This is a genomic window from Labilithrix luteola (genome assembly GCF_001263205.1).
Taxonomy (GTDB): Bacteria; Myxococcota_A; Polyangia; order Polyangiales; family Polyangiaceae; genus Labilithrix; species Labilithrix luteola.
The window spans coordinates 8,143,821-8,166,383 of sequence record NZ_CP012333.1 but is presented as its reverse complement, the minus strand read 5'-3'; the positions used below and the strand labels follow the sequence as shown (position 1 = coordinate 8,166,383).

14 protein-coding genes are annotated in these 22,563 nt (G+C 67.0%); 12 read left to right on the top strand and 2 right to left on the bottom strand.

All coding sequences use genetic code 11. From position 1 onward, the window contains the following. Positions 1 to 7: 7 nt before the first annotated feature. The 9 genes from AKJ09_RS35435 to AKJ09_RS35395 all read left to right on the top strand — a co-directional run bounded on the left by AKJ09_RS35435 (position 8) and on the right by AKJ09_RS35395 (position 10,050). On the top strand, positions 8 to 574 hold the full coding sequence (locus tag AKJ09_RS35435) for an RNA polymerase sigma factor (RefSeq protein ID WP_146652271.1): 567 nt from the start codon (positions 8 to 10) through the stop codon (positions 572 to 574). Continuing rightward, on the top strand, positions 571 to 1,401 hold the full coding sequence (locus tag AKJ09_RS35430; RefSeq protein WP_146652270.1) for a hypothetical protein: 831 nt from the start codon (positions 571 to 573) through the stop codon (positions 1,399 to 1,401). Before AKJ09_RS35435 ends, AKJ09_RS35430 begins: the two co-directional genes overlap by 4 nt. Continuing rightward, positions 1,398 to 2,618 carry a hypothetical protein gene (locus tag AKJ09_RS35425; RefSeq protein WP_146652269.1) on the top strand — a complete coding sequence of 407 codons (1,221 nt, stop codon included), beginning with the start codon at positions 1,398 to 1,400 and terminating at the stop codon, positions 2,616 to 2,618. Before AKJ09_RS35430 ends, AKJ09_RS35425 begins: the two co-directional genes overlap by 4 nt. Further along, positions 2,615 to 3,841 (top strand): beta propeller repeat protein, encoded by a 1,227-nt coding sequence (locus AKJ09_RS35420; protein ID WP_146652268.1) that lies wholly within the window; start codon positions 2,615 to 2,617, stop codon positions 3,839 to 3,841. Before AKJ09_RS35425 ends, AKJ09_RS35420 begins: the two co-directional genes overlap by 4 nt. Then, a complete protein-coding gene (locus AKJ09_RS35415) occupies positions 3,838 to 5,112 on the top strand; it encodes a ligand-binding sensor domain-containing protein (RefSeq protein WP_146652267.1) in 1,275 nt (424 codons plus the stop codon). Before AKJ09_RS35420 ends, AKJ09_RS35415 begins: the two co-directional genes overlap by 4 nt. Further along, on the top strand, positions 5,109 to 6,623 hold the full coding sequence (locus tag AKJ09_RS35410) for an RCC1 domain-containing protein (protein ID WP_146652266.1): 1,515 nt from the start codon (positions 5,109 to 5,111) through the stop codon (positions 6,621 to 6,623). The genes AKJ09_RS35415 and AKJ09_RS35410 overlap by 4 nt, the downstream gene beginning before the upstream one ends. 11 nt (positions 6,624 to 6,634) lie before the next feature. Then, entirely contained in the window at positions 6,635 to 8,446 is a 1,812-nt protein-coding gene (locus AKJ09_RS35405; RefSeq protein WP_146652265.1) for an IgGFc-binding protein, read from the top strand. Between the two features lie 227 nt (positions 8,447 to 8,673). Further along, on the top strand, positions 8,674 to 9,597 hold the full coding sequence (locus tag AKJ09_RS35400; protein ID WP_146652264.1) for a CE1 family esterase: 924 nt from the start codon (positions 8,674 to 8,676) through the stop codon (positions 9,595 to 9,597). A 96-nt stretch (positions 9,598 to 9,693) separates the two neighbouring features. After that, positions 9,694 to 10,050, top strand: a complete 357-nt coding sequence (locus AKJ09_RS35395) for an ABATE domain-containing protein (protein WP_146652263.1) — start codon at positions 9,694 to 9,696, stop codon at positions 10,048 to 10,050. Positions 10,051 to 10,156: 106 nt separating this feature from the next. Here the strand turns inward: AKJ09_RS35395 and ahcY are convergent, their stop codons facing one another. Next, positions 10,157 to 11,467 (bottom strand): adenosylhomocysteinase, encoded by a 1,311-nt coding sequence (ahcY, locus tag AKJ09_RS35390; RefSeq protein WP_146652262.1) that lies wholly within the window; start codon positions 11,465 to 11,467, stop codon positions 10,157 to 10,159. Next, positions 11,460 to 12,473 carry a metalloregulator ArsR/SmtB family transcription factor gene (locus AKJ09_RS35385; protein ID WP_146652261.1) on the bottom strand — a complete coding sequence of 338 codons (1,014 nt, stop codon included), beginning with the start codon at positions 12,471 to 12,473 and terminating at the stop codon, positions 11,460 to 11,462. Before AKJ09_RS35385 ends, ahcY begins: the two co-directional genes overlap by 8 nt. A 93-nt stretch (positions 12,474 to 12,566) precedes the next feature. Here AKJ09_RS35385 and AKJ09_RS35380 point away from each other — a divergent pair, with 93 nt between their 5' ends. From AKJ09_RS35380 to AKJ09_RS35370, 3 genes are all read left to right on the top strand, one after another. Next, on the top strand, positions 12,567 to 14,591 hold the full coding sequence (locus AKJ09_RS35380) for a sulfatase-like hydrolase/transferase (RefSeq protein WP_146652260.1): 2,025 nt from the start codon (positions 12,567 to 12,569) through the stop codon (positions 14,589 to 14,591). 70 nt (positions 14,592 to 14,661) lie between these two features. Next, positions 14,662 to 16,353, top strand: a complete 1,692-nt coding sequence (locus AKJ09_RS35375; protein ID WP_146652259.1) for a PI-PLC domain-containing protein — start codon at positions 14,662 to 14,664, stop codon at positions 16,351 to 16,353. Between the two features lie 148 nt (positions 16,354 to 16,501). Continuing rightward, entirely contained in the window at positions 16,502 to 22,555 is a 6,054-nt protein-coding gene (locus AKJ09_RS35370; RefSeq protein WP_146652258.1) for a tetratricopeptide repeat protein, read from the top strand. Positions 22,556 to 22,563: the final 8 nt, after the last annotated feature.

Below are 22,563 nucleotides of genomic sequence, written 5' to 3'. Positions count from 1 at the left end.
TCACGACATGCCTGCGCAGGCGTTGCAGTTCGACCTCTCGTCGGCAGCCCGCTCGTCGGAGCTCGAACTGGACCGGAACACCCGTCTCTCGGAACTCGTTCGAGACAAGTACTCCTTCGTCTGGCGATCGCTTCGCCGATTGGGTGTGCCGTATTCGGACGTCGACGACGCGGTCCAGGAGGTTTTCCTCGAGACCAGCCGTCGCCTCGATGACATTCGTCGAGGAACCGAAGCCGGCTTTCTCTTTCGTGCGAGCTCCTTCGTCTCGAAGCGCGTTCGCCGACGCTATGCCCGTCGGCGCGAAGACGGGGACGAAGGGCTCGACGGTTCCGTCGACACACGCGCCAACCCGGAACAGCAAGCCGTCCAAAGCGAGGCGCGCGAGGCCCTCCAGCAGATCCTCCAGGCGATGCCCGACGAGTACCGCGAAGTCTTCATTCTCTTCGAAATGGAACAGCTCACGAAGGCCGAGGTCGCGGCCGCCCTCGACCTCCCGGAGGGCACGGTGAGCTCCCGCATCTTCCGCGCGCGCCGATTCTTCGAGCGCGCCGTCCAAAGGCAGAGCAGTCGATGAAGCAGCCCGAGCGTCTCCTTAACAGCGGAAGTCCGAGAGCGCGCGAGCTCCTCGCGTCTCTCGCCGAGGACGTTCCGCCCGATCCCACGGGTGGGGCCGAGCGAGTGCTACGCGCGCTCGATGTTCCCCCGGGTCTCGCGCCTCGCCCTTCACGCCCCAAGGGTCTCGCGTTCCGGCGCTACGTTCCTCTCGCGGCGATCGTGAGCGTCATCGGATTGACCACGTTCAGCGCGCTCGTCGTCGTCGACAGCCGAGCTCCCAAAAGTACGTCCGTGGTGCACCCCGTCGACACGGCGCCCAACCAGGCGCCCATCCAGGTGCCCATCCAGGTGACAGGCGAGGCAACGCCGTCGCCCGGCCCGAACGCGGTCGCTGAGCCGACGGCCGTGTCGGCCCCGAGCGTGGACGTCCACGCCCTCGCCTCGGCCCCATCGCCGGCCGTCACGGTCGACCCGGGTGCCGTGCGTCCCGCTCCTCTTCCGCCGCGCACCGCTCGCAACGTGCCCACGACCGCCACGCACGAACCTGCGCCCGCTCGCGAGACGGCCGACGAGCTCCAGTTGCTGGAGCACGCGCAGGCGGCAGCAGCACGAGGACGCGCAGACGAAGCGCTCGCGCTCGTTGCCGAGCACCGCCGTGAGTTCCCGCGCGGAAGCTTTCTCGTGGAGATGAGTGTCATCGAGGTCGAAGCCTTGGCACGCCAAGGGCGCATCGACGAAGCCGCCGCGCGCGGCGAGCGACTCCTCGAGAGTCACCCCGCATCTCCCTATGCACGGCGCGTCGAAGCCGTCATCCGACTGCGCGATCGAAAGGACATGCCTCGATGAAGAACCTCGTCTCGATCGCCGTGACGGCGCTCGCCCTGTGCGCCGCTGCTGCGAGCTGCTCGTCGAGCGAGCGCGTGGACCTCGCGAGCGCGCCGGAGACACCGGCGCCGAGCTTCACCGACCCGGACGGCGCTTCCACGACGGACGGCGGAGGTGGGTCGCACACTCTCCAGTGCATGGCCACCGAGTGCTACGAGCCCTGGGGAACATGCGCTTCCACCGAGACGTCGACCTACAAGTGCGGGACGGATCTCTCGAACGACAAGGCGAACTGCGGGACGTGTGGCAACGCATGTCTCGATTACGTGCCGATCAACATGACCGGGAGCTGTGTCAGCGGCACCTGCCAACTTCAGTGTTACAAGCACTATTCTCAGGCCACAAAATCGTTTCAGGACTGGAGTGATTGCAACGGACGCATCGAAGACGGATGCGAAGCCGATCGCTTCAACGACCTCAAGAATTGTGGTCAGTGCGGAAACGAGTGCGCCCCCGGCAACCCGTGTATCGGAGGTAAATGCGGCTGCCCGCAGGGCCTCGCCTTGTGCAATGGAAAGTGCGTCGACTCCGGCTGGGACGACAACAATTGCGGAGGATGCGGCATCCGCTGTGAGGATCCGCAGGATGCGTGCAGTCCGCTCCAGCCGCATTCGACGTACGGCTGCGCTTTCGGCGAATGCGGCAAGAAGAAGTGCACCGTCGAACAGGGCACCCAATATGTCGACTGCAATCAGGATCTCGACTCGCCGGCGTGCGGCGGTGATGGTTGCGAGGCCGCCGGCCTGAGAACGCGAGAGAACTGCGGCCGCTGCGGGAACAAGTGCACCGGCGCAGAGGAGTGCGTCGACGAAGGGGCCGGCTACGAATGCGCCGTTCCCTGCGAGCGCGCCGGCAAAGCGCGTTGCGGCAACACCTGCGTCGACCTCCTCAACGATCGCGACAACTGCGGGACGTGCGGCTTGGGCTGCAGACCACCGGGTTTCGACGACGCGACCTTCAACGAGATCTCGTCGTGCAAGAAGGGCCTGTGCGTCTACGAGTGCGAGCCCGGCTTCGGTGACTGCAACGGCGACCCCTCGGACGGATGCGAGACCAACGTGAACAAGAATCCTCTGAATTGCGGCTCGTGCGGAAACTCGTGCAACGTCACGGCGGGCCAGCCGTGCATCGAAGGCAAATGCCTCACGGTTGCTTGCGACGGAGGGGTACCGAATTGAGCTCCTCACGATATGCAATCACGACGCTCGCGACTGGGCTCCTCGTGATTCCGGCGATGCTGTCGGCCTTCGCGAGCTGCGCATCGACCGACAGCGCCGACTCAACGCCGAATTCCAACTCGATCATCGAGGCGGGTACGAACGACGGGGCAGACTCAGGCGCGGGAGACGCCAGCGCGACCGACGGCGGTTGCGACCACACCGATCCCACGTGCGTCACCGAAGTCGTCACGTGCGACGAAGCCGATTGGTGCCCCGTCGAGAGCGGCGTGAACAACTTTTACGCGCTCACCACCGTCTGGGGCTCGGGCAAAGACGACGTCTGGGCGTCGGGCTCCGGCGGCAGTGTCGTGCACTGGGATGGTAACCGGTGGGCAGCGGTGCCGGTGCCCTCGACCACGAGCGTCCCGATCAGGGACACGCTCCGCGCGCTGTGGGGGAGCGGGCCGAACGACGTATGGCTCGCGGCATCGACCAACGTGATCTTCCACAGCAACGGCTTCGCGAACGGTACGGCGAGCTGGGTGCGCGTTCCGAGCGTCCCGATGAACGACAGCGACGTGCCGGTCTACGCCGCCTGGGGCACGACGGCCGACGACGTCCGGTTCGGAGGGGGCCCCTTCAACGACCAGGACAACCAGCTGAGCAACCAATTCCTCAAGAAGCCGTCGAGCGCCGATATCGAATGGACGACTGAAGGCGGACTTTCGACGATTCATGGATACTGGGGTTCGTCAGCCGATGATCTCTGGCTCGTCGCCGACGGCCGCCCCTACGAGAAGCTCGCGGGGCAGACGATGCACGGAACTCGCAAAGACGGCGCGTTCGTCTGGACGCCCGTGGACAGCCGAGCGGCGGTGGTGTTGCGCGGCCTCTGGGGTAGCTCGCCGAACGACGTCTGGACAGTCGGAGACCACGGGACGATTCGTCACCTCGGCGCCAATGCGAGCACGGCGACCGAATGGGAAATCGTGGAGTCGCCCACGAGCGAATCACTCCACGGCGTTTGGGGCTCGGGGCCGAACGACGTCTGGGTGATCGGCGACAACGGAACCATTTTTCATTGGGACGGCGCGGCATGGAAACCGTCGATCGCAGCGTTCCCGGTCAACAGGAAGAAGCCCAATCTCTATGGCATCTGGGGCAGTGGACCGAAAGACGTGTGGATCGTGGGCGACGACATCGTGATTCATCTCGGGGAGCACTTGGGAGGTACCAAGTGAAGCTCTCGCTCCGACGTGCGGGTGGGCTCGCTCTCTCGGTCGGGCTCCTTGCGGGCATCGCCACCGCTGCGTGTGCGAACTCGGAGGACCTCGCGACAGGATCAGAAGAGGACGCATCGACCGGCAACACCGTGCTCGATGGAAGCGTCGGCGACGCGCAGGTCCCTTCGGACGACGCGGCCGACGACGCCGAACCGCCCGTGCGAGACGGGGGCGGCCCGAAGAAGTGCTCCGACCAGGGCTTCTGCCATACCCCCGTCAGCGCGGATCAGACCATCGAGGCGCTCTGGGGAGACGGCGCAGGGGTCGTCTGGGCGGGAACCACGAAGGGTGATCTCCTTCGCTGGGACGGAAACGCATGGAACGTACACGCATCGAACCTCGGCGCCATTCATGCCATCTGGGGCAGCAGTCCGACCGACGTCTGGGTCGGCGGTGACAACGGCATCTCCCACGGAACCGGCGCGAATGCGGCGTCGTTGACGTTCGCGCAGGATGCGCTGCCGGGAGAACCGGTACGCATCGACTCCATCTGGGGCGCCACCGCACACGACATTTGGGCGGTCGGAGCCACGAGCGATCCGAATTCGAGGAAGTCTTTCGGACGCGTCTTCCATCTCGGCGAAGGCGGCAACGATGCGGGTACGGGCTCCGCCTGGACCCTCGACCCCATCTCGTCGAACGGCGTCACCTACACGCGCGTGTGGGGCAATGCGTCTGGCGCCGTCTGGGCCGGCGGCGGGCGCCCCATCGAAGAAACGCCGTGGATCAGCGATGTCGTCGTCGTCGGAAAATCCGGAGCTGGCGAATTCGTGGAGTACACACTCCCGTTCGACCCCGATCCCGACAAGATGGATCAGGAAAAAGTAATGCTCCTCACCGGAGCCATCTTCACGTCGGACACGACGATGACGATCTATGGCCAACCGCGAGACGGGTCCACGCGCGCCTCCTCGTGGCGAGGAACGAGCGCGGACGGCGGCAAGACGTTCACGTTCACCTGGGTGCTCGACGATCGGGCCCCGTCGCCCGCGATCAACACGGTGATCGGCAATGGGGCGAACGACGTCTGGGCGGCGGGCGATTATGGCCGCCTCATCCACTGGAACGGAACGGCCTGGGCCACCATGGCGATCAGCGTCACGGGACTGCCGGTGACCGATCCTTTCAAGTCCATTTGGGTTCATGGCGCTTCGGATATCTGGATTGGCGGAAAAGGCATGGCGCTTCGTTTTGACCCAACCCAAGTGAAGGCCGGAGGCGCGAAATGAGCTCGAGCCGTCTTTCACGCTTCGAGCGTTCGCGCTCGCGCTCGACTGCCCGTGCCCTGCTCGTGGCCACCGCCGTGATGGGCGCAGGGTCGAGCGCCCTCGTGGTCGCGTGCGGCGACGACGGTAGCTCGCCGAGGGCCTTCGACGAGAGCGTCGATGGATCGGTCGCCGATCGCCAGGCGCCGACCGAAGCCGCAACGCCGACCGACGCCGGCGTTCAGCCGGACGTCCGCGGTCCCTACGATCCGACGACCGCGGCCGTGAGCTGCGACGCCTCCCCTTGTGTCACGCAGATCGTGGCTGGAAGCGACCACTTCTGCGCTCGCATGAACGACGGCACCGTGCGCTGCTGGGGCGCCAACAACTACGGCGTTCTTGGCACGGTCGACCCCGATCCCGATCCGGGCGGAGGAATCGGAATCGGTGGCGGCGGAGTCGGAATCCAATCCGACGATGCGGGCGCCGACGGAGGCGACGATGCGGGCTCGACGGTACGTGTGATTGGGAATCTCACGAACGTCACCCAGCTGAGCGCTGCAGGCTCGACAACCTGCGCGCGTCTCGAAGACGGCACGGTTGCGTGCTGGGGCGCCAACACCTCGGCCCAGCTCGGACTCGATGCGACGACGGCCGAGGTCGACTACGACCCGCACCCGAGTCCGTCGCCCGTTGCCCTCAGTGAGCCGGCGACACGCGTGGACGTGGGTCAGGGCTCCGCCTGCGCGATGCTCGCGTCGGGAAAGACCTGGTGCTGGGGAAGAGACGAGCACGCACAGCTGCTTCGCGCCGGCGATGAACCGATTGCCGATCCTTGGCGCTATCACGGCCCCGGCGCCGCCGAGACCGGCTCGCTGACGTTCACGGGATTGGCCATCGGCGACAACAACACCCTCGGCCTCAGCAACGAGGGTGAAGTGTGGACCTGGGGCGCTATCGGCGGCGACAACGGCACGATTGCCGGCCGCGTCGGATCGGTGAGTCCACTGACGAGCCCGAAGCGCATCGAATCACTCCACAAGGTTACGAGCCTCGTCGCAAGCGTGTGGCTCTTGGTTTACGGGTCTCCACCTCGTGCTCATGCCTGCGCACTCGCCGACGGCGAAGTCTATTGCTGGGGTCGCAGCTACGGCGGCGCGCTGTGCACGGGCGTTCCCAGCGAGGAGCGTGAACCCACGCACGCGCCCTTCGCGAGCTCGGAGAAGGCGTGGCCGCAGCAGCTCTCCGCGGGTGACGAGATCACGTGTGCACGTATGACGGACGGCAGCGTGCACTGCTGCGGGACCGACACCCGAGGACGACTCGGAACGGGCGCATCGGTCATCACGTCCGCAAGATTCACCAAGGCATCCGCGTTCACGAACTTCGCCGTTCAGGTCGCCACGACCGACCGGGCCGTCTGCGCACTCGTGCAAGACGGCACTGTCGAGTGTTGGGGTAGCAACGAGAAGGGCGAGCTCGGGCGGCTCCGCGATGATGCGGACCATTTCTCTCCCGTGAAGGTCGCTTTCTGAGAGGTCGTTCCATGTCTCGCGTCATTGCTTCGATCTTCTCTTGCGTCACCCTCGGCGCGATTTCGCTGAGCGCTTGCAGCTCCGATCGCACCGTCTTCACGAACGACGACCAAACGCCGATCGTCCCGGACGGCGGGATTGCGGATGCTTCCCAAGGATGCGGATATCGATGTTCGCGTGACCTGAAGAAGGTCTTGAGCACCTGCGTCAGCGACGAAGGAAGCGTCATCGCCGAGTGCCCGCCAGGTCAAGGCTGCGGCGTCGACAAGTGCGTCGACGCCTGCACCAGCGCGGAGCTCTCCAAGGGCTCGACGGGCTGCTCCTTCTGGATGCTCCCCGCGGACGAGCCACGAATCGACCAGGGCGCCGGCGGTTGTTTCGCGGCGATGGTCTCGAACACCTGGGACGTGCCCGTCAACCTGACGGCTGAATACGGGAGCGCCCCACTCGATATTTCGAAATCCATCTATACCGTGGCGCGCTTGGATCCGAGCTCAGCGCCGGTCTACACTCCGCTGACGACCGCGCTCGCACCGGGCCAGGTGGCCATCGTCTTCTTGTCGCAAGCCGAGAAGCCGGGCGCCGTGGAATATCAATGCCCTGCGGGGATCAAGCCTGCGCTCATGGCCGATCCCATTCTCCATGGGACGACGAAGACGAAGGCCTTTCACCTCGTCGCCGATGCGCCGATTGCGGCCTATTCCGTATTTCCTTACGGCGGCGCGCCGAGTGCCTTCCCGACAGCGACGCTGCTCTTGCCGGTCTCGACGTGGGACACGAGCTACATCGCCGTCACCGCCGCGTCGTTCGGCAATGCGTTTCCGACCGCGGCCAATCGCCGAACGCTCCAGATCGTCGCGAACGAAGACGACACGAAGGTCACGATGCGCCCCAACGTGGACATCGCAGCGGGCCACGACGTGGCGCCGGCGCTGACCGGCGACGTCGTCGAATGGTCGCTCGCCAAGGGTGAAGTTCTGCAGGTCACTCAGCTCTCCTCGGTTTCCGGCAGCGGCATCGTCACGAACAAGCCGGTTGGCATGTTCGGCGGCTCCCCCTGCACGCTCATCCCATCGGGTTGGTATTATTGCGACGACACCCAGCAGCAGATCGCGCCCTTCAGCCAGTGGGGCTCGTCCTACGCGCTCGTCCCCTATCTGTCGCGCCTGGAAGGCGTGACCGGAGCGGTGAGCGAAAGCGTGCAGTGGAGCTTCGTCGGCGCGGTCGACGGCACGCAGCTCTCGTACGATCCGGTGAGACCGCCCGGCGCCCCCGAGACGCTCTCCGCCGGCCAGGTCTTCACCTTCGAGACGGACGCGATCGTGACGGTCTCGAGCCAGGATGCGAAGCACCCGTTCCATGCCTCCGTCTACATGACGAGCGCCACCTATTCCGGAGGCCGGCCCGGCCGAGGCGAAACGCTCGGCGATTCCGACTTCGTGAACGTCGCGCCGTCGGATCAGTTCCTCGACCGCTACGTATTCTTCGCCGACTACACGTACCCGGAGACGTCGTTGACGCTGGTGCGCCGCAAGACGAATACCGGCTTCAAGCCCGTCACCCTCGCTTGCGGGGGAGAGATCTCCGGCTGGCAGCCCCTCGGTAAGAGCGGCGAATACGAATACACGTGGGTCCGCTTGACGTCGGGATTCGCGCCCCAAAAAGTCGGCGGCGGCGAATGCGGATACGGCCGCCACGAAGCCACGAGTGAGGGCCCCTTCGGCCTCTACGTCTGGGGCCTCGGCGCCTACGCAAGCTACGGCTACGTCGGCGGCATCGGAGCCCGCCCGATCAACGCCGCGCCGCCCCTCGTCGTGAAGTAGTCGGCGGACGCGCGTCAGCGGCGTTCGGAGACGCGGCGGGTCCTCGCGTGCGTCATGGAACACTACGGAGCCGCCGCCGGACTGCACTCGCCGCGGTCGCGTCGCCGCTCGTGAGCGACGCGCAGGTGCGTCTCACCGAGATCGACGAAGACGCGAACTTCGTACCTGGCCCTCCCATCATCGTCAGACCGTGCGCGTGAGCCGAGCGTCCTTAGGATGAACGGCCGATGAAACTCGGCTCATGGTCCGTTGTGGTCGCGCTCGCGGCCGGTATCGCAGCTTGCAAGGGATCGACGTCGGGCGGCGACTCGCTGCCCAGCGGCAACGACGTGCCGGAGGCCGGCCCCTCGCCGAGCGGTCCAAACGAGGACGATGCCGGCACGGGGGCCGACACCGAAGTAACGCCACCCGTGGCGAAGGTCACCGTCACGGACGAGACGATCGTCATCGACGGCGTCACACGCGAATACGTCTTGGCGACGCCCGCCGACATCGACCCCACGCGGAAGTATCCGCTCGTGCTCGTCCTTCACGGCGACGGCGGCACGGCTCATACAATGCGCGCGCTCCACACGGTCGACGACGTCTCTGGCAGCGACGCGTTCGTTGCCTATCCGTCCGGCATCGACATGCACTGGGACCGTTCGCTCGACGTCGCGACCAATTCCGACATGCACTTCATGCAAAGCATCGTCGACACGCTCAATACGAAATACCGCATCGACGCCGCTCGCATTTTCGGTGTGGGTTACAGCGCGGGTGGCTTCATGGTGAATCAGATCGCGTGCCGAACGGGCCTCCTCCGCGCGATTGCCAGTCACGCGGGCGGAGCGCCGTACATCCCTGGCGTGGACAATGGTTCGCCGGATTGCTCGACAGGCAATCTCGTCGCGGCGATCGTCTTCCATGGCGTCGACGACGGCCATGGGTACGGCGTCGACGTGTCGAGTGGAGTCTACGACGCCCAGTACTGGGCGGACCGCGATGGCTGCGCCACGACGACGAGCGCAACCAGCCCGGCGCCCTGCCAAGCCTACGACCGCTGCCCATCCGACAAGCCCGTCGAGCTCTGCATCGTTCCCGGCCTCGGTCACATTCCCTGGAAGGAGAGCGTGAAGACCGAGTGGGCATTCTTCACGAGTCTTCCGTGAGGAGGCCGCGAGCGTCCTCCTGCGAGGTCCATCAGGCGCGGCATCGCCGGCTCGGTTTCGAAGACGTCGTGCCGTGACGCGACTAACATCATTCGAATGAGCCGCAACAGCTACGACCCGGACGAGATCGCGCGGCTCGAACACGAGGTAAGGACACTCCGGCGCGCGCTCCGCAACCTGCTCGGCGAGCTGGCGAGAAACGGGGCACTCGACGCGAACGCCGCCGCGCAACTCCGTGCCGTTCTCGGCGAGGCCGAGTCGGCGCCCCCCTCGCCGCGGGAAGGCTCACGCACCGGAGGACCCCCTTATCGCGGAGGGCCACCGCGCGAGGATGTCGGCGACGTCTGCGCACGCTGCGGAGTCCCACTCGCAGCCGACGACGCCTACATTCTGCTCGAGCGCATAGGCACCGTGTGCCCTGGCTGTTGGCGCAGCTACGACAAGAGCACCTGAACAGCGCCGCGTTCGTTCAGAACACGCTCCAAAAGCAAACGCGCCGGCGCCTGGCAGATGCCAAGCAGCCGGCGCGTTGCGCGTTCGCTAGCGGGAAACTACGCGCTCAGTAGCGGTAGTGATCGGGCTTGAACGGACCTTCGGTCGAGACGCCGAGGTACGAAGCCTGATCCGCCGTGAGCTTCGTGAGCTTCACGCCGAGCTTGCCGAGGTGGAGCGACGCGACCTTCTCGTCGAGCTTCTTCGGGAGCGTGTAGACCTTCTTCTCGTAGCTCTTGTGGTTGGTCCACAGCTCGATCTGGGCGATCGTCTGGTTCGAGAACGACGAGCTCATGACGAACGACGGGTGACCGTCGGCGCAGCCGAGGTTCACGAGGCGGCCGCGCGCGAGGAGCGTGAGGCGCTTGCCGTCGGGGAAGATGAACTGGTCGACCTGCGGCTTGACGTTCTCTTCCTTGATCTCGGGGTTCTTCTCGAGCCAGGCGACGTCGATCTCGCAGTCGAAGTGACCGATGTTGCAGAGGATCGACTGATCCTTCATCGCCTTCATGTGCTCGGCGCGGACGATGCCCGAGCAGCCCGTGGCGGTGACGATGATGTCGGCCTGCGGAGCGGCCTCTTCCATCGTGGTGACCTGGTAGCCTTCCATCGCCGCCTGGAGCGCGCAGATGGGGTCGATCTCGGTGATGAGGACGCGCGCGCCGAGGCCGCGGAGCGCCTGCGCACAGCCCTTGCCGACGTCGCCGAAGCCCGCGACGACCGCGACCTTGCCGGCGAACATCACGCCCGTGGCGCGCTTGAGGCCGTCGCCGAGCGACTCACGGCAACCATAGAGGTTGTCGAACTTCGACTTCGTGACCGAGTCGTTGACGTTCATGGCGGGGACCTTGAGCAGGCCCTTCTTCGCCATCTCGTAGAGGCGGTGAACGCCCGTGGTCGTCTCTTCCGAGAGGCCGCGGATCGGATCGTCACCTTCGAAGAGGTGCGGGTGCTTGTTGTGCGCGATGACCGTGAGGTCGCCGCCGTCGTCGAGGATCATGTTCGGGCCCTTGCCGCCGGCGAAGGCGGTGAGCTGCATCTCGATGCACTGCTCGTACTCGGCCTCGGTCATGCCCTTCCAGGCGAAGACCGGAACGCCGGTCGCAGCGATCGCGGCCGCAGCCTGATCCTGCGTCGAGAAGATGTTGCAGCTCGTCCAGGTCACCTCGGCGCCGAGCGCCGTCAGCGTCTCGATGAGAACGGCGGTCTGGATCGTCATGTGGAGGCAGCCCGCGATGCGCGCGCCCTTGAGGGGCTTCGACGCGCCGTACTCCTTGCGGAGCGCCATGAGGCCCGGCATCTCGCTCTCGGCGATCGCGATCTCTTTGCGGCCCCAGGCGGCCAGCGACATATCCTTGACCTTGAAGTTCTCAGCCATTGTCGTCTCTCCTTGCAACCATCACCTGCCAGGGCAGGTGTGCATCTTTACCCCGACCGCACCACGCGGCGGGCAACCGAATGACGTGGGGCGATGAAAGCCCCGCTTCTCGTCCGAGCCGCGAGAGCTCCGACGAATCGAAACCAAGCCAGAGATCGGCTTCGTCGCGCATGGATTCGTCGTCGTGGCGAGCGTAGTCGACCACGATGACCGCACCTCCACTACCAGGCCCCGCATCAGCCTTGCGCGCGAGCTGAGTGAGCTGGCGCATGAGGTCGATGGGACGCGGAGCATGGTGAAGAATGCGTGACGCGAAGACGACGTCGGCCCCCTCGCCGACGTGCTCGCGAAGCTCGGGTGCACCAAGCTCCGCCTTGAAGAGCTGGACGTTCGCGTACGAGCGCTTCTGCACGCGTGCACGCGCGCGCTCGAGCTGCGCAGCCGAGCGGTCGACCGCGATCACCCTTTCGAACGCGGGCGCCAGCACGTCGAGCTGCGCGCCATCGCCCGTACCGGCGTCGATGGCAAGCGCGCGACGAGGAAGCAAACACGCGAGCGCCGCCACGTAGGCGCGGGTGGCTTCGAGCAGCTCCTCGGGCTCGGTCGACGCGGGCTCTTGCGCGAAGAACTCGCGGGCGACCTGGTCGCGTTCACGAAGAACCTCGGCGATTCGTCCGAGGCTCCCGTCGCCTTCGCAGAGGGCACGACCGCTCGCCAGCGCGTCGGCCACGACGGGATCGACGGCGGCCGCTTCGGCAATCCGCACGAAAGCTCGTGTGCCTTGGCGACGGACGAGCACGAGGCCCGCTTGCTTGAGCGGCGTCAAATGCCTGGAAACATTGGGCTGACTCTCGCCGAGCAGCGACGCCAACTCGCCAATGGCGAGCTCCTCCTCGGCGGCGAGCGCAAGCAGACGCAGACGCACGGGCTCGGCGAGCACGCGGTAGAGCTCCCATCGAGGCTGGGCGACGGCGCCGTCGAGCACGGCTTCGATATATTCGATCATGCGAATGAACGCAAGTGACGTCAAAGCACCGGCGTTTCCGCTGATTCGCGTTATTCTGCGCCCGCCTTTACCGGCGAAACGAACCCAACGTCAATGTCATCGGACCCTGTCTCGAGCGGCCCGCCATCTTCAGTGGCGTCGGTCGCGGCGACCCTCGATCTCGATCGCGACCTCGATCCCGACTTCGCACGCGATCCTCTTTCCCATCCCCCCTCCAGCGGCTCTGGCGCCTCGCAGACGCCGTCACGGCTGGTCTCGCCGCGGACGGCCGCGCGCGTCCGGCGCTGGCTCGGTCGCCTTCTTCTCTTCGTGCCGACGATCGCCATCGTCGCGGTCGACCTCGGCAAGAGGCGTGAACGGCTCCTCGGATTCGAAGGTCAGGATCTCGCCTTCTACCTGCTGAGCGTCCTCGTCGGCTTCCTTCTCTGGTCGTCGCTCTTGGCGGTCGCCACGCGGAGACGCGGGTTCGCGCGCTGGCCAGTGCGTGTCATCCTCGTCCTCGCCGCGCTCCTTCTGGTCGGCGGACAGATCTATTCGTTCGGGCGTTACCAGGCGTACGTGAACCACCGCGCCGTGCTCGTAGGGACGTCGTTCCTTCCGAGCGTGGGCCAGCAGCTTTGGTTCGATCGTTGGTCGTTCGCGCGGGTGCTGCTCCCCTGCCTCGCGCTGGCGCTCGTCCTCCCGTTCTCGGGCACCATGCTCGCACCGCTGCGAAAGCGATCGCGCGGATGGCTATGCCTCGACGTCGCGCTCGTCGCCGTGCTCACCGCAGCGTTCGTCTCACCGGAACGTGGCGCCGAACAGGGCCAGCCGCCCGACGTGATGTACGTCTCCGCGCTGGGCCAGCTCGCCCGGGCCCACTGGGATCACAACGAGACGGTCGAACGTGTTCACCCGGGTCCACGCACGCCCGAGCCCGTTCCGCCGCTCGTCGCGAAGCCCGCGATCAAGCGCAATGTCATCATGCTCGTGACCGAGTCGGTGCGCGCGCAGAGCATCTGTCTCGACTACGAGACGAACTGCAAGTGGACGCCGTTCTCGAACGAGGCCGCCAAGGACCGCATCCCGCTCACGCAGATGCGCGCGCTCGATTCGACCACGGCCATCTCGCTCGCGATCATGTGGGGTGGCCTGCTTCCGACCGAATCGCGCGAGAAGCTCCACAGCGCGCCGATCCTCTGGGAGTACGCGCACGCGGCCGGCCTCGAAACCGCTTACTACACGTCGCAAAACTTGCTGTTCGGCAACTCGGGCACGTGGCTCGAAGGCACGCCGTGGACGCGCCACATCAGCGCCACGATGCTCGACCCCGAGGCGACGTACGAAACCGGCGCCGACGACGGCAAGCTCGTGGACTGGGCGCTCGCGGACCTGAGCTCGCTGAAGGAGCCGTATCTCGCGGTCGTTCACCTCTCGAACACGCACTTCCCCTACAAGGTCGATCCTGAGCACATGCCCTTCACGCCTCAAGAAGAGGCCACGGGCCCGGGCTACGAGAACGAGATCCTCAATCGCTACCAGGATGCGATCTACTTGCAGGACATTGCCGTCGGCCGCTTCGTCGATGGCCTGAAGAAGCGCTCGGACGCGGCACGCACCGTGCTGGTCTACGTCTCCGACCATGGCGAGCAGATGCGCGAGAAAGGCGCGGTCGGTCACACCGGCACGCTCTACGATCCGGAGATCCGCATTCCCTTCTGGGTCAACGCGCCGGCGGGAACGCTCACCGCTGCGGAGGAAAAGCACCTTCGCGAACTGCACGAGACTCCGGTCACGTCGCTCGACGTGTTCCCCACGATGATGGACCTGCTCGGGCTATGGGACGCGCCGCCGATCGCGTCGTTCAAGACGCACATCCCTGGGCAGAGCCTCTTGCGCGGCGGTTCACCCACGGACCGTGGCGTGGTCTTCACGAACTGTACGGAGTTGTGGGCGTGCGCCTTCAAGAACTGGGGCGCCGTACGGGGTTCGAAAAAACTGATCGCCAACCAGGGCGATCGCAGTTGGAACTGCTACGACGTGAAGACCGATCCGGAGGAGAACAATCCGCTCGACCTTGCGGCGTGCGGCGATCTCCTTCCGATGGCGGAGAAGACCATGGGAGGAAGGCCATTCTGAGAGCCATTCTGAGAGCACATTCCGGTGGAGCGAGCGTTTCGTGCCCCAACACGGACCTCGACCAGCGTCGATGATCAGCTTCAGGACGGCACGCCGTGGCATCCTCCTCGCCGTTGGGCTAGCGGCCGTCTGTGGATGGCTGGGTGGAGGACACGATGGGAGCAGCGACTGCATCGCCTCCCTCACCTCATCCATCGCAGTGCATGCCCCAGCCGTGAACGCGGCGGACAGCGGGAGCACGCGCTACGACCAGGTCATCCAGAAGTCGAGCCACAACGCCTACGGGCGCGCGGAGCCGCTCTTCGATCAGATCGTGTGGCACGGCATCCGGAGCATCGAGCTCGATGTGCACGCCAGCAAGGCGGGCAGGCCGGCACCGGTAGGCGACTGGTTCGTCTACCACGAGGACTTCCCCATGTTCCGCGACACGAGCTGCAACGCTCTGTCGGACTGCCTCGTCCAGCTCAAGGCCTTCCACGACGCCGTGCCCGATCACGACGTGGTCACGGTGTGGATCGACGCGAAGGAGACCTTCGCCGGCGATCGCACGCGCGAAGCCCTCGATGATCTGCTCGCCAAGCAGATCGGGCGCGACGCGATCGTCACGCCGCGCGATCTCGTGAACGGCTGCTCGGGCGCGACGTCCGTGCGGGATGCCGTCACGCCGCGTACGAGCCCGAGCGGCGAGAGCGCGTGCTCGTTCCCCACGCTCGACGCGCTCCGCGGGAAGTTCATCTTCGCCATCACCGGCGGCACGCTGTGCAACGGGGGGAGCCCCGTGGCGAGCTACGCGGGAGCCGAGACGCGGGAGCGCACGGCGTTCGCCGCACCGAACGTCGACCGTTCGTGCTCCATGGCCTCGTACGATCAGAAGCCGGACGTCGTTTTCTTCAACATGGCGTTCGACGACCGAGCGCATGCACGCGCCGTCCGCAATCGTGGCCTTCTGGCACGCATCTACGGTCGCGGGATCCCCGGTGGCATCGACACCGCTGCCGACTTCGAAGCCGCGCAAGCCGCGGGCGCACAGCACATCGCGACGGACATGGTGAACGCCGATCGCGACGCCTGGGCGATGGTCAATCCGCTCCGGGCCGCGCTCAAGCTGGATCGGTTCCCATTCGGTCCGGCGCACCTGAGCGACCCCTTCACGACGTTCGCGGTTCGCGCCATCAGCGGCGACATCTGGGCAAACGCCGACGACTTCTGGTTCTCCTACCAAGACGATCCGTCCGATGCCGTGTACCAGACGTTCGTTTCGGTCCCGAGCTCGCACGTCGAGTCGTTCGCGAAGGGCTGTCTGGTCGCCCGCGCCAACACCACCCCGGGCGCGCCAAACGTGTCGGTGTGTCGCACGTTCGACGGACATGCGCCGCGCGTCCAGATGCGCGCCACGCAGGATGGCCCGACCATCCCGATCATCATGCCGCTCATTTCCGGCGTCTCGGAAGAAACGCCGCCCTTCCTGCGCATGGCGGTGACCGCCAAGGGAAGCGGGAGCGAGGTCGTCGCCGACGCGTCGGTCGACGGCAAGCACTGGCACACCATCGCGCACGTCGCGGTCGCGGTGCCGCTTCCGTTCCGTGGAATCGGAGTCTCGTCGCACGGCTCGTCGGCCGTTCGCGCCGTCTTCGGCAACGTGCTTCGCTCGCACCCCGGAGAGGTCGCGACCACCGTGGTGTCCCCCTTCACGTCGAGCAAGGCCATCGGACGACAGGCACGCGGTGAGCTTCTCGCCACCGCACCTTCGCCGAAAGACTGACTCCTTTACGCTTTCCGTTTCGGTCGATGCGAGGCCGCGCGAGGGCCAGCGCGAGCGCTGATCGTGCTCGTTTGACAGTGCAGGAGGAACGGCCGCTCGCGACGTAGATTTCGAGGAATTCGGTGGGCAGTCGTGCGACCATGGCCTCATGGAAGGCGAAGGCCACGCGCCGAAGCCCCCGATGCCTCGTGGGGGCGAGCCGGTCGTCAAAGCCGAACGGCCCGTGACGGCGACGAAGAAGTCAGCGGCCTACTCGGACGCGCATTCGGAGGCCCATTCGCACGCCGATTCCGACCAAGGCGACGACATTCACACGTCGTTCGTGTCGGTGGACTTCGAAGACGTCGAAGACCTCCCGCCGAGCACCGAAGACGTCTCCGATGAAATCGACGTCGAGCTCGACGGTGATGCTTCCGTCGACAAGCTCCTCGCGATGACCGGTGAGAACTGGTCGATCGACGCGCACCGCGAGACGCTGAAAGAAGCAGGCAAGGACAAGGACCGCGAGAGCAGGTTGGCGCCGGACGCCAAGCCCGCCGTGCCGATCCCCACGCCCTTCGACTTCGGCGCCGACGAAAATACCGTTCGTCCACCCGAGCCAGCACGACCGGCCGCGCCCGGTCGGTCGGGTCCGCCGCCGCTTCCCGGTCAGGCTCCGATCGGCGCACGCGCGAGCTTTCCGCCACCTCCACCGCTTCCGCGAGAGCGCGAAGAGACCGGCTCGCTGCGCCCGCCTCCGCTCCCTTCGAATCGACCGAACCTCGGCCTTCATGAAGCGCGGGTGAAGTCGCAGCCGCCGGTCGCGCCCGCGGCGCCGCCGTCACGCAGGCCGCCGCCTCCGCCGCTGGTGCCTCGCGAGTCGACGGCCTCCTTTCCGTCGCCGCGGCCCTCGATGCAGAGCCTCCCGGCGGTGGCCACGACGGGCGAAGGCAGTGCGCTCGTCGAGCTGCTGACCACACGTATCGAGCGCCTCGAGACGAGCGAAGACAAGGTCGGCCTCGCGCGCGCCTACGTCGAGCTCTCGATCGTCCACGAAACGCTCGCTGACGATGCGCGTGTCAACGCCGCGGCGGAGAGCGCGCTCAAGGTCGATCCGGACATGGCGCCGGCGCACACCATCCTGCGCCGCAGGCTCCACTCGCGCACGCAGCTCGTGCCCATGCTTCGTCATCTCGAGCGCGAGCTCGCGGTCGTGTCGAGCGAGGCCGCGGCGATCGAGCTTCTCGCCACGCGCGCCCGCTTGCTCGAGGCCGGCGACCGCGCCGACGACGCACGCGAGGCCTGGGAGCTCGCCCTCGGCCGCGCCCCGCACCACGCCGCGGCCCTCAAGGGCCTCGAGGCCGACCTCGTCGAGCGCGCCTTCCGCGACCGCGCCAAGAGCCGCGGCACCGCTGACGGCTCGAGCGACGACGACGACGCTTGGGAAGATCTCATCGCCCACCTCGGACGCATGAGCGATGCCTACGCGGCGCAGCCGGATCTGGCGGCGTGGCTCCATGTCGAACGCGCGCGCCTCCTCGAGATGCAACTCGGACGAGTGGATGCTGCACGCGGCGCCTTCGAGCGCGCCCTGCGCCTCGATCCGGGAACGGGTCCCGTTCGCGATGCGTTCACGCTCCACGCCGCCGCTCACCACGACTCGGCGCGTCTCGCGGCCCTCCTCGCCGAGGAAGCGCGCATCGAGCAGAACCTCTCGCGTTGCGCACGGCTCGAGCTCGATGCGGCCTGCATCGCGCACACGCTCCTCGGTGACGACGTCGGCGCGATCGCTCTTCTCGAACGCGCGGCCGCACGGGCGCCGACGACGCCCCTCGTCGATCGCCGCGTGCTCGACGACCTCGTGCGCCTCTACGAACGTGCCGGTCAATGGCACGAAGCGGCTCGCTCGCGTCGCGCGCGGCTCCGCTTTTTCAACGAGGCCCCTGCCCTCGTCTACGAGCTCCGGCGCTTGGCAACCGTCGAGGAGCGCCTCGGCAACTTGGACCGCGCCATCACCGAGGTGGAGCGAGCGATCGGCCTCGACCCGGAAGACACGACGCACATCGACGAGCTCGACCGCTTGCTCGCCGCCGCGAACAAAGACGACGAGCGCATCGCGCTCTGGCACGGCGAAGCGCAACGCGTGGAGGAAGGCAGCAAGCGCGCGCGGAGCCTGGCCAAGGCAGCGCAGCTGGCCGAGACGCTAGGGCGGCATGAAGAAGCGTTGCGACACCTGCGTGCCGCGTGGGTGGCGGCGCCCGGCGACTCCGAGATCCTCGATCAGCTCTCGCGACTGATGTCGCCCGCGCCCACGGAAACGTTCGATCGCGACGTTCGCGCGCTCATCGAGCTCTATTCGCAAGGCGCGCAGTCGACGCGCGACACGGGCCGCCGCGTGGCCTACCTGGAGAAGGTCGCGCTCCTCTGGGAAGAGACGATCGGCGATCCCGTCCGCGCCGCACGGACCTACGAAGAGGTGCTTCGGCTCGAGCCCGGTCGCCGCGGCGCGATCCTCGGTCTCGAGCGAACGGCGGGACGCGTCGGTGACGATCGCGCGCTGTCCAAAGCGCTCTACGAAGAGGCCAAGCTCGCCGAAGACGGCGTCGACGTTCTCGCGCTGCGCGTCCGCTCGGCACAAGTGCTGTCACGCGTCGATGCTCCGCGCGCGCTGTCGCTGGTCTCCGAGGTTCTGGAGGTCGACGGCAATCACGTTGCGGCGCGCGCGCTCGAGACACGCCTGCACGAAGAGGCCGGGCGGTGGGAGCAGGCGGCGGCGTCGATCCGTGCGCGCATCGAGCTCGCCGTCACCTCGCGCGAGAAGACGGCTCTCTGGCTCTCGCTCGCCCACATCCAAGACGTGCGCCTTCGCTCCCCGAAGGACGCGGTCGCGTCGCTGCAGGCGGCTCGCAAGGTCGACCCGATTCACCCCGTTCCCCCGGAAGAAATCGCTCGCGTGCTCGAGGCCGCAGGAGATGCCAAGGCACTCCGCGAGGCCATCGAGCAGCTCGCACACGACGCGATCACGCCGCTCGAACGTGCGCGCCACCTCGCACGCGCGGGCGAAATCGACGAGCTACGCCTCGACGACGACGCCGCGGCCGCGGCCATTTATGCGCGGGCCCTCGCCGAGACGCCCGAAGACGAGCTCATCGCCGATCGCTTGCTGCGCGTGCTCGCACGTCGCGTGGTGACGACGGCGAGCCGCGTGGGCCCGGCGATGGTGAACACGCCGGCCTGGAACGACCTCCTCAAGCACGTGGCGAATCGCGCCGAGAAGTCGACCACGGCGGCTCAGGCGTCCGGCTTCTCGTTCCTGCTCGCATCGCTCCTCGTGACCGGCTACGGCGTGTCCAAGACGCGTACGGCGAACGATCGAAGCCCGCCCGACGGCGTCCTGGCGCAAGCCTCTCGCAAGCTCGAGACCCTCCTCGACGCCGATCCGCACCACGTGGGCGCACTGCGCATGCTCGAAGCGATCGGCCGGCGGGCTGGTCTTCGTCGCGATCCGCTGGCACGAATCCTCAAGCTCCAGGGCGAGAACTTCACCGACGTTCGCGCACGCCTCGGCGCCTTCTGGGAGCTCGCGAGCCACGAGGCCTGGCACCTCGCGGCCGGCGAGTCGGTTGCAACCTACACACGAATCCTCGAGCTCGATCCGACCGATCCGTCCGGTCTCGAGGCCGCGGTGCGCATTTCGCTGGGCCCGGCACGGCGCAACGACGTGTCGGCACGTCGGGCAGCCATCGCGGCGCTCCGATCGCTCTCGGCGCTCGCACAGGACGAGGGCGCGCGCCTCGCCACCGACGCACGCCTCGGCCTCCACCTCGAAGCACACGCCGACGAGGTCGCCGATGGCGACGCCGCGCACATGGCGGCGCAAGAAGCGCTCGAGCGCATGCGCGATTTGCTCACGCTCGATCCTCTCAGCGTGACCGGCGCCACCTCGCTCGCGCGTCTCGCCAACCGCCTCGGCGATGCCGCAGGCGCCGTGGCGGCCGCCATTTCGCTCGCCGACCTCTCGGTGCAGCCGAAGGTGCGCGCGAAGTACCTGGTCGACGCGGCGAACCTCCTCCTCAGCGACGCTCCGGAAGACGCGCTGGGCCCGATGAGCGAGCGCGAAGACCGCGCGGTCACCCTGCTCGAAAAGGCCCTCGAGGCCGATCCGAACTCCACGGTCGCCGCGAGCCGTCTCTCCGAGGTGCGCAGCTCGCAGAACCGCGCCGAGCGCCTCATCGACGTCTTCCGCGCGGCCATCGCCCGCGCTTCGGCTCGTGATGCCGTGGTGCTTCTCGGCTCGGAGATCGCCCGCGTCGCGCGCGACGAGATGGGCGAGATTGCGGTCGCCATCGAAGCGATGCGCCGCGTGCGCGAGGCCGCCCCGGATCACGTTCCATCGCTCCTCACGCTCTCGGAGCTCTTCATCGCCGAACGCGCGTGGCCCGAGGCGCTCGAGACCCTGGAAGACGTCGTCGCTCGAGGTCGCGAGACACCGCCTCGCGTCACGGCCCTCTTCGCGCTCGCGAGCGTCTACGAAAAGGTGCTTTCGCGCCCGGCCGATTCCGAGAACGCGCTCCGGCGTGCCCTCGAGATCGACAAGGACAACCCGCGGGCCATCCGCGCGCTCATCCATCGTCTCGCGGCGAAGCAGAACGAGACCGCGGCCGACGGGTCGCTGCATTCCAAAGCGCCCATCAAGCTCGAGATCGCGAGCCTGCTCGAACGGCTCACGTTGGTCGAGCCCGATCGCCGCGTGAAGTGCGACATCCTCATCGAGCTCGCAGACATTCGCTTCGGCCTGAAAGACGTCGCCCAGACCGAAAAGGCACTCATCGAGGCCGTCGCGATCTGTCCCGATCATCCACGCGCCTTCGGCCGCCTCGCCCGCTTCTACCGCACGCCGGGCGGTGGAGGCGCCGTCGACGGCGTGTCCTATGCGCGTGCGCTCGCGACCGTCATCGGACGCGGCCAGCAGCTCGGCACGCAAGACGCACGCTGGTATGCCGCGCTCGGGCGGATCGAGATCGAACAGCTCAACCGGCTGCGCGACGGCGTCACGCATCTCTCTCGCGCGCTGCAGATGAACCCGGCGCTGCACCAGTCGCGCTTCGAGCTGGCCGCGGCGTATTCGCGCCTCGGCGCCCACGACGAAGCGTCGAAGACCGTCATCTCGATGCTCTCTCCCAACGCCGCGCAGCTCTCGGGCATCGAGAACCCGTCGGCGGCGCTCGAGCTCCTCGAGCGATCGCTCAATGCCGAACGACGCGGAGAAGAGGCGATCGTGGTCTCCGAGCTCCGCGCGATCGCCGGAGATCTCGACGAAGGCCGTCACGTCTGGCTTCGTTCGCGACGCCTGAATCCCTTCGATGCGCACCACGCACCGCTCGATCGCGCCACCCTGGTGAGCCACGTCGTGCCTCCCGAGGGGCGTCACCTCTTGCTCGACATCGCCGCCGCGATCGCCGGGCTCGAATCGAAGCTGCTCCGCGCCGACATCCTGGAGATCGGCGTCTCGTCGCGCGAGCGCATCGGGCGACGTGCCGGCAATCCCACGCGCGCGCTGCTCGATCGGCTCGCCAAAGCGATCGGCGTCAACGACGTCGACCTGATCGTCACGCCGAACGTCACGCGCACGCGGGTCATCGCGCAGGACAACCTCTGGGTCCTCGTACCGAAGGCACTCACCGAGCTGCCCGAGCCCACGCAGCTCGCCTCCCTCGGACGCGCCCTTGCACGCATCGCGCTCGGCGTTCCGTGGCTCGAGGAGATCCCGCCGCCGCATATCGAGGCCATGCTCGTCGCCGCGGCGCGTGCCGTGAATCCTGCGTACGGGCAAGACGAGGTCGACGTGCTGTCGCTCAAGCTCGTTCACCAGTACGAGCCGAACCTCGTGAAGGAGCTCTCGCGCAAGCACAAGCAGGCGCTCGAAAGGCTCATGCCGCTCACGAGCACGCCGCAAGGGCGCCTCGTGCCCATCGACGTGTTCATCGGTGCCCTCGCCCGCGCCGAGCTGCGCATCGCGTATCTGCTCACGGGCGACGTGCTCGCGACGATCGACGAACTTCGAGGCCTCGATGCGGCCTTCCTCCAGGCCACCGAAACGCCGGGCCGCTCGTCGCTCGCGGCCGTGCTCAATCATCCGTTCGCAGGTGACGTGGTTCGCTACGCGCTGACCCCCGAGGCCACGGCCCTGCGTCGCCGCGTAGGCGCGACCTGGGCAGGCTGATGCCGCTC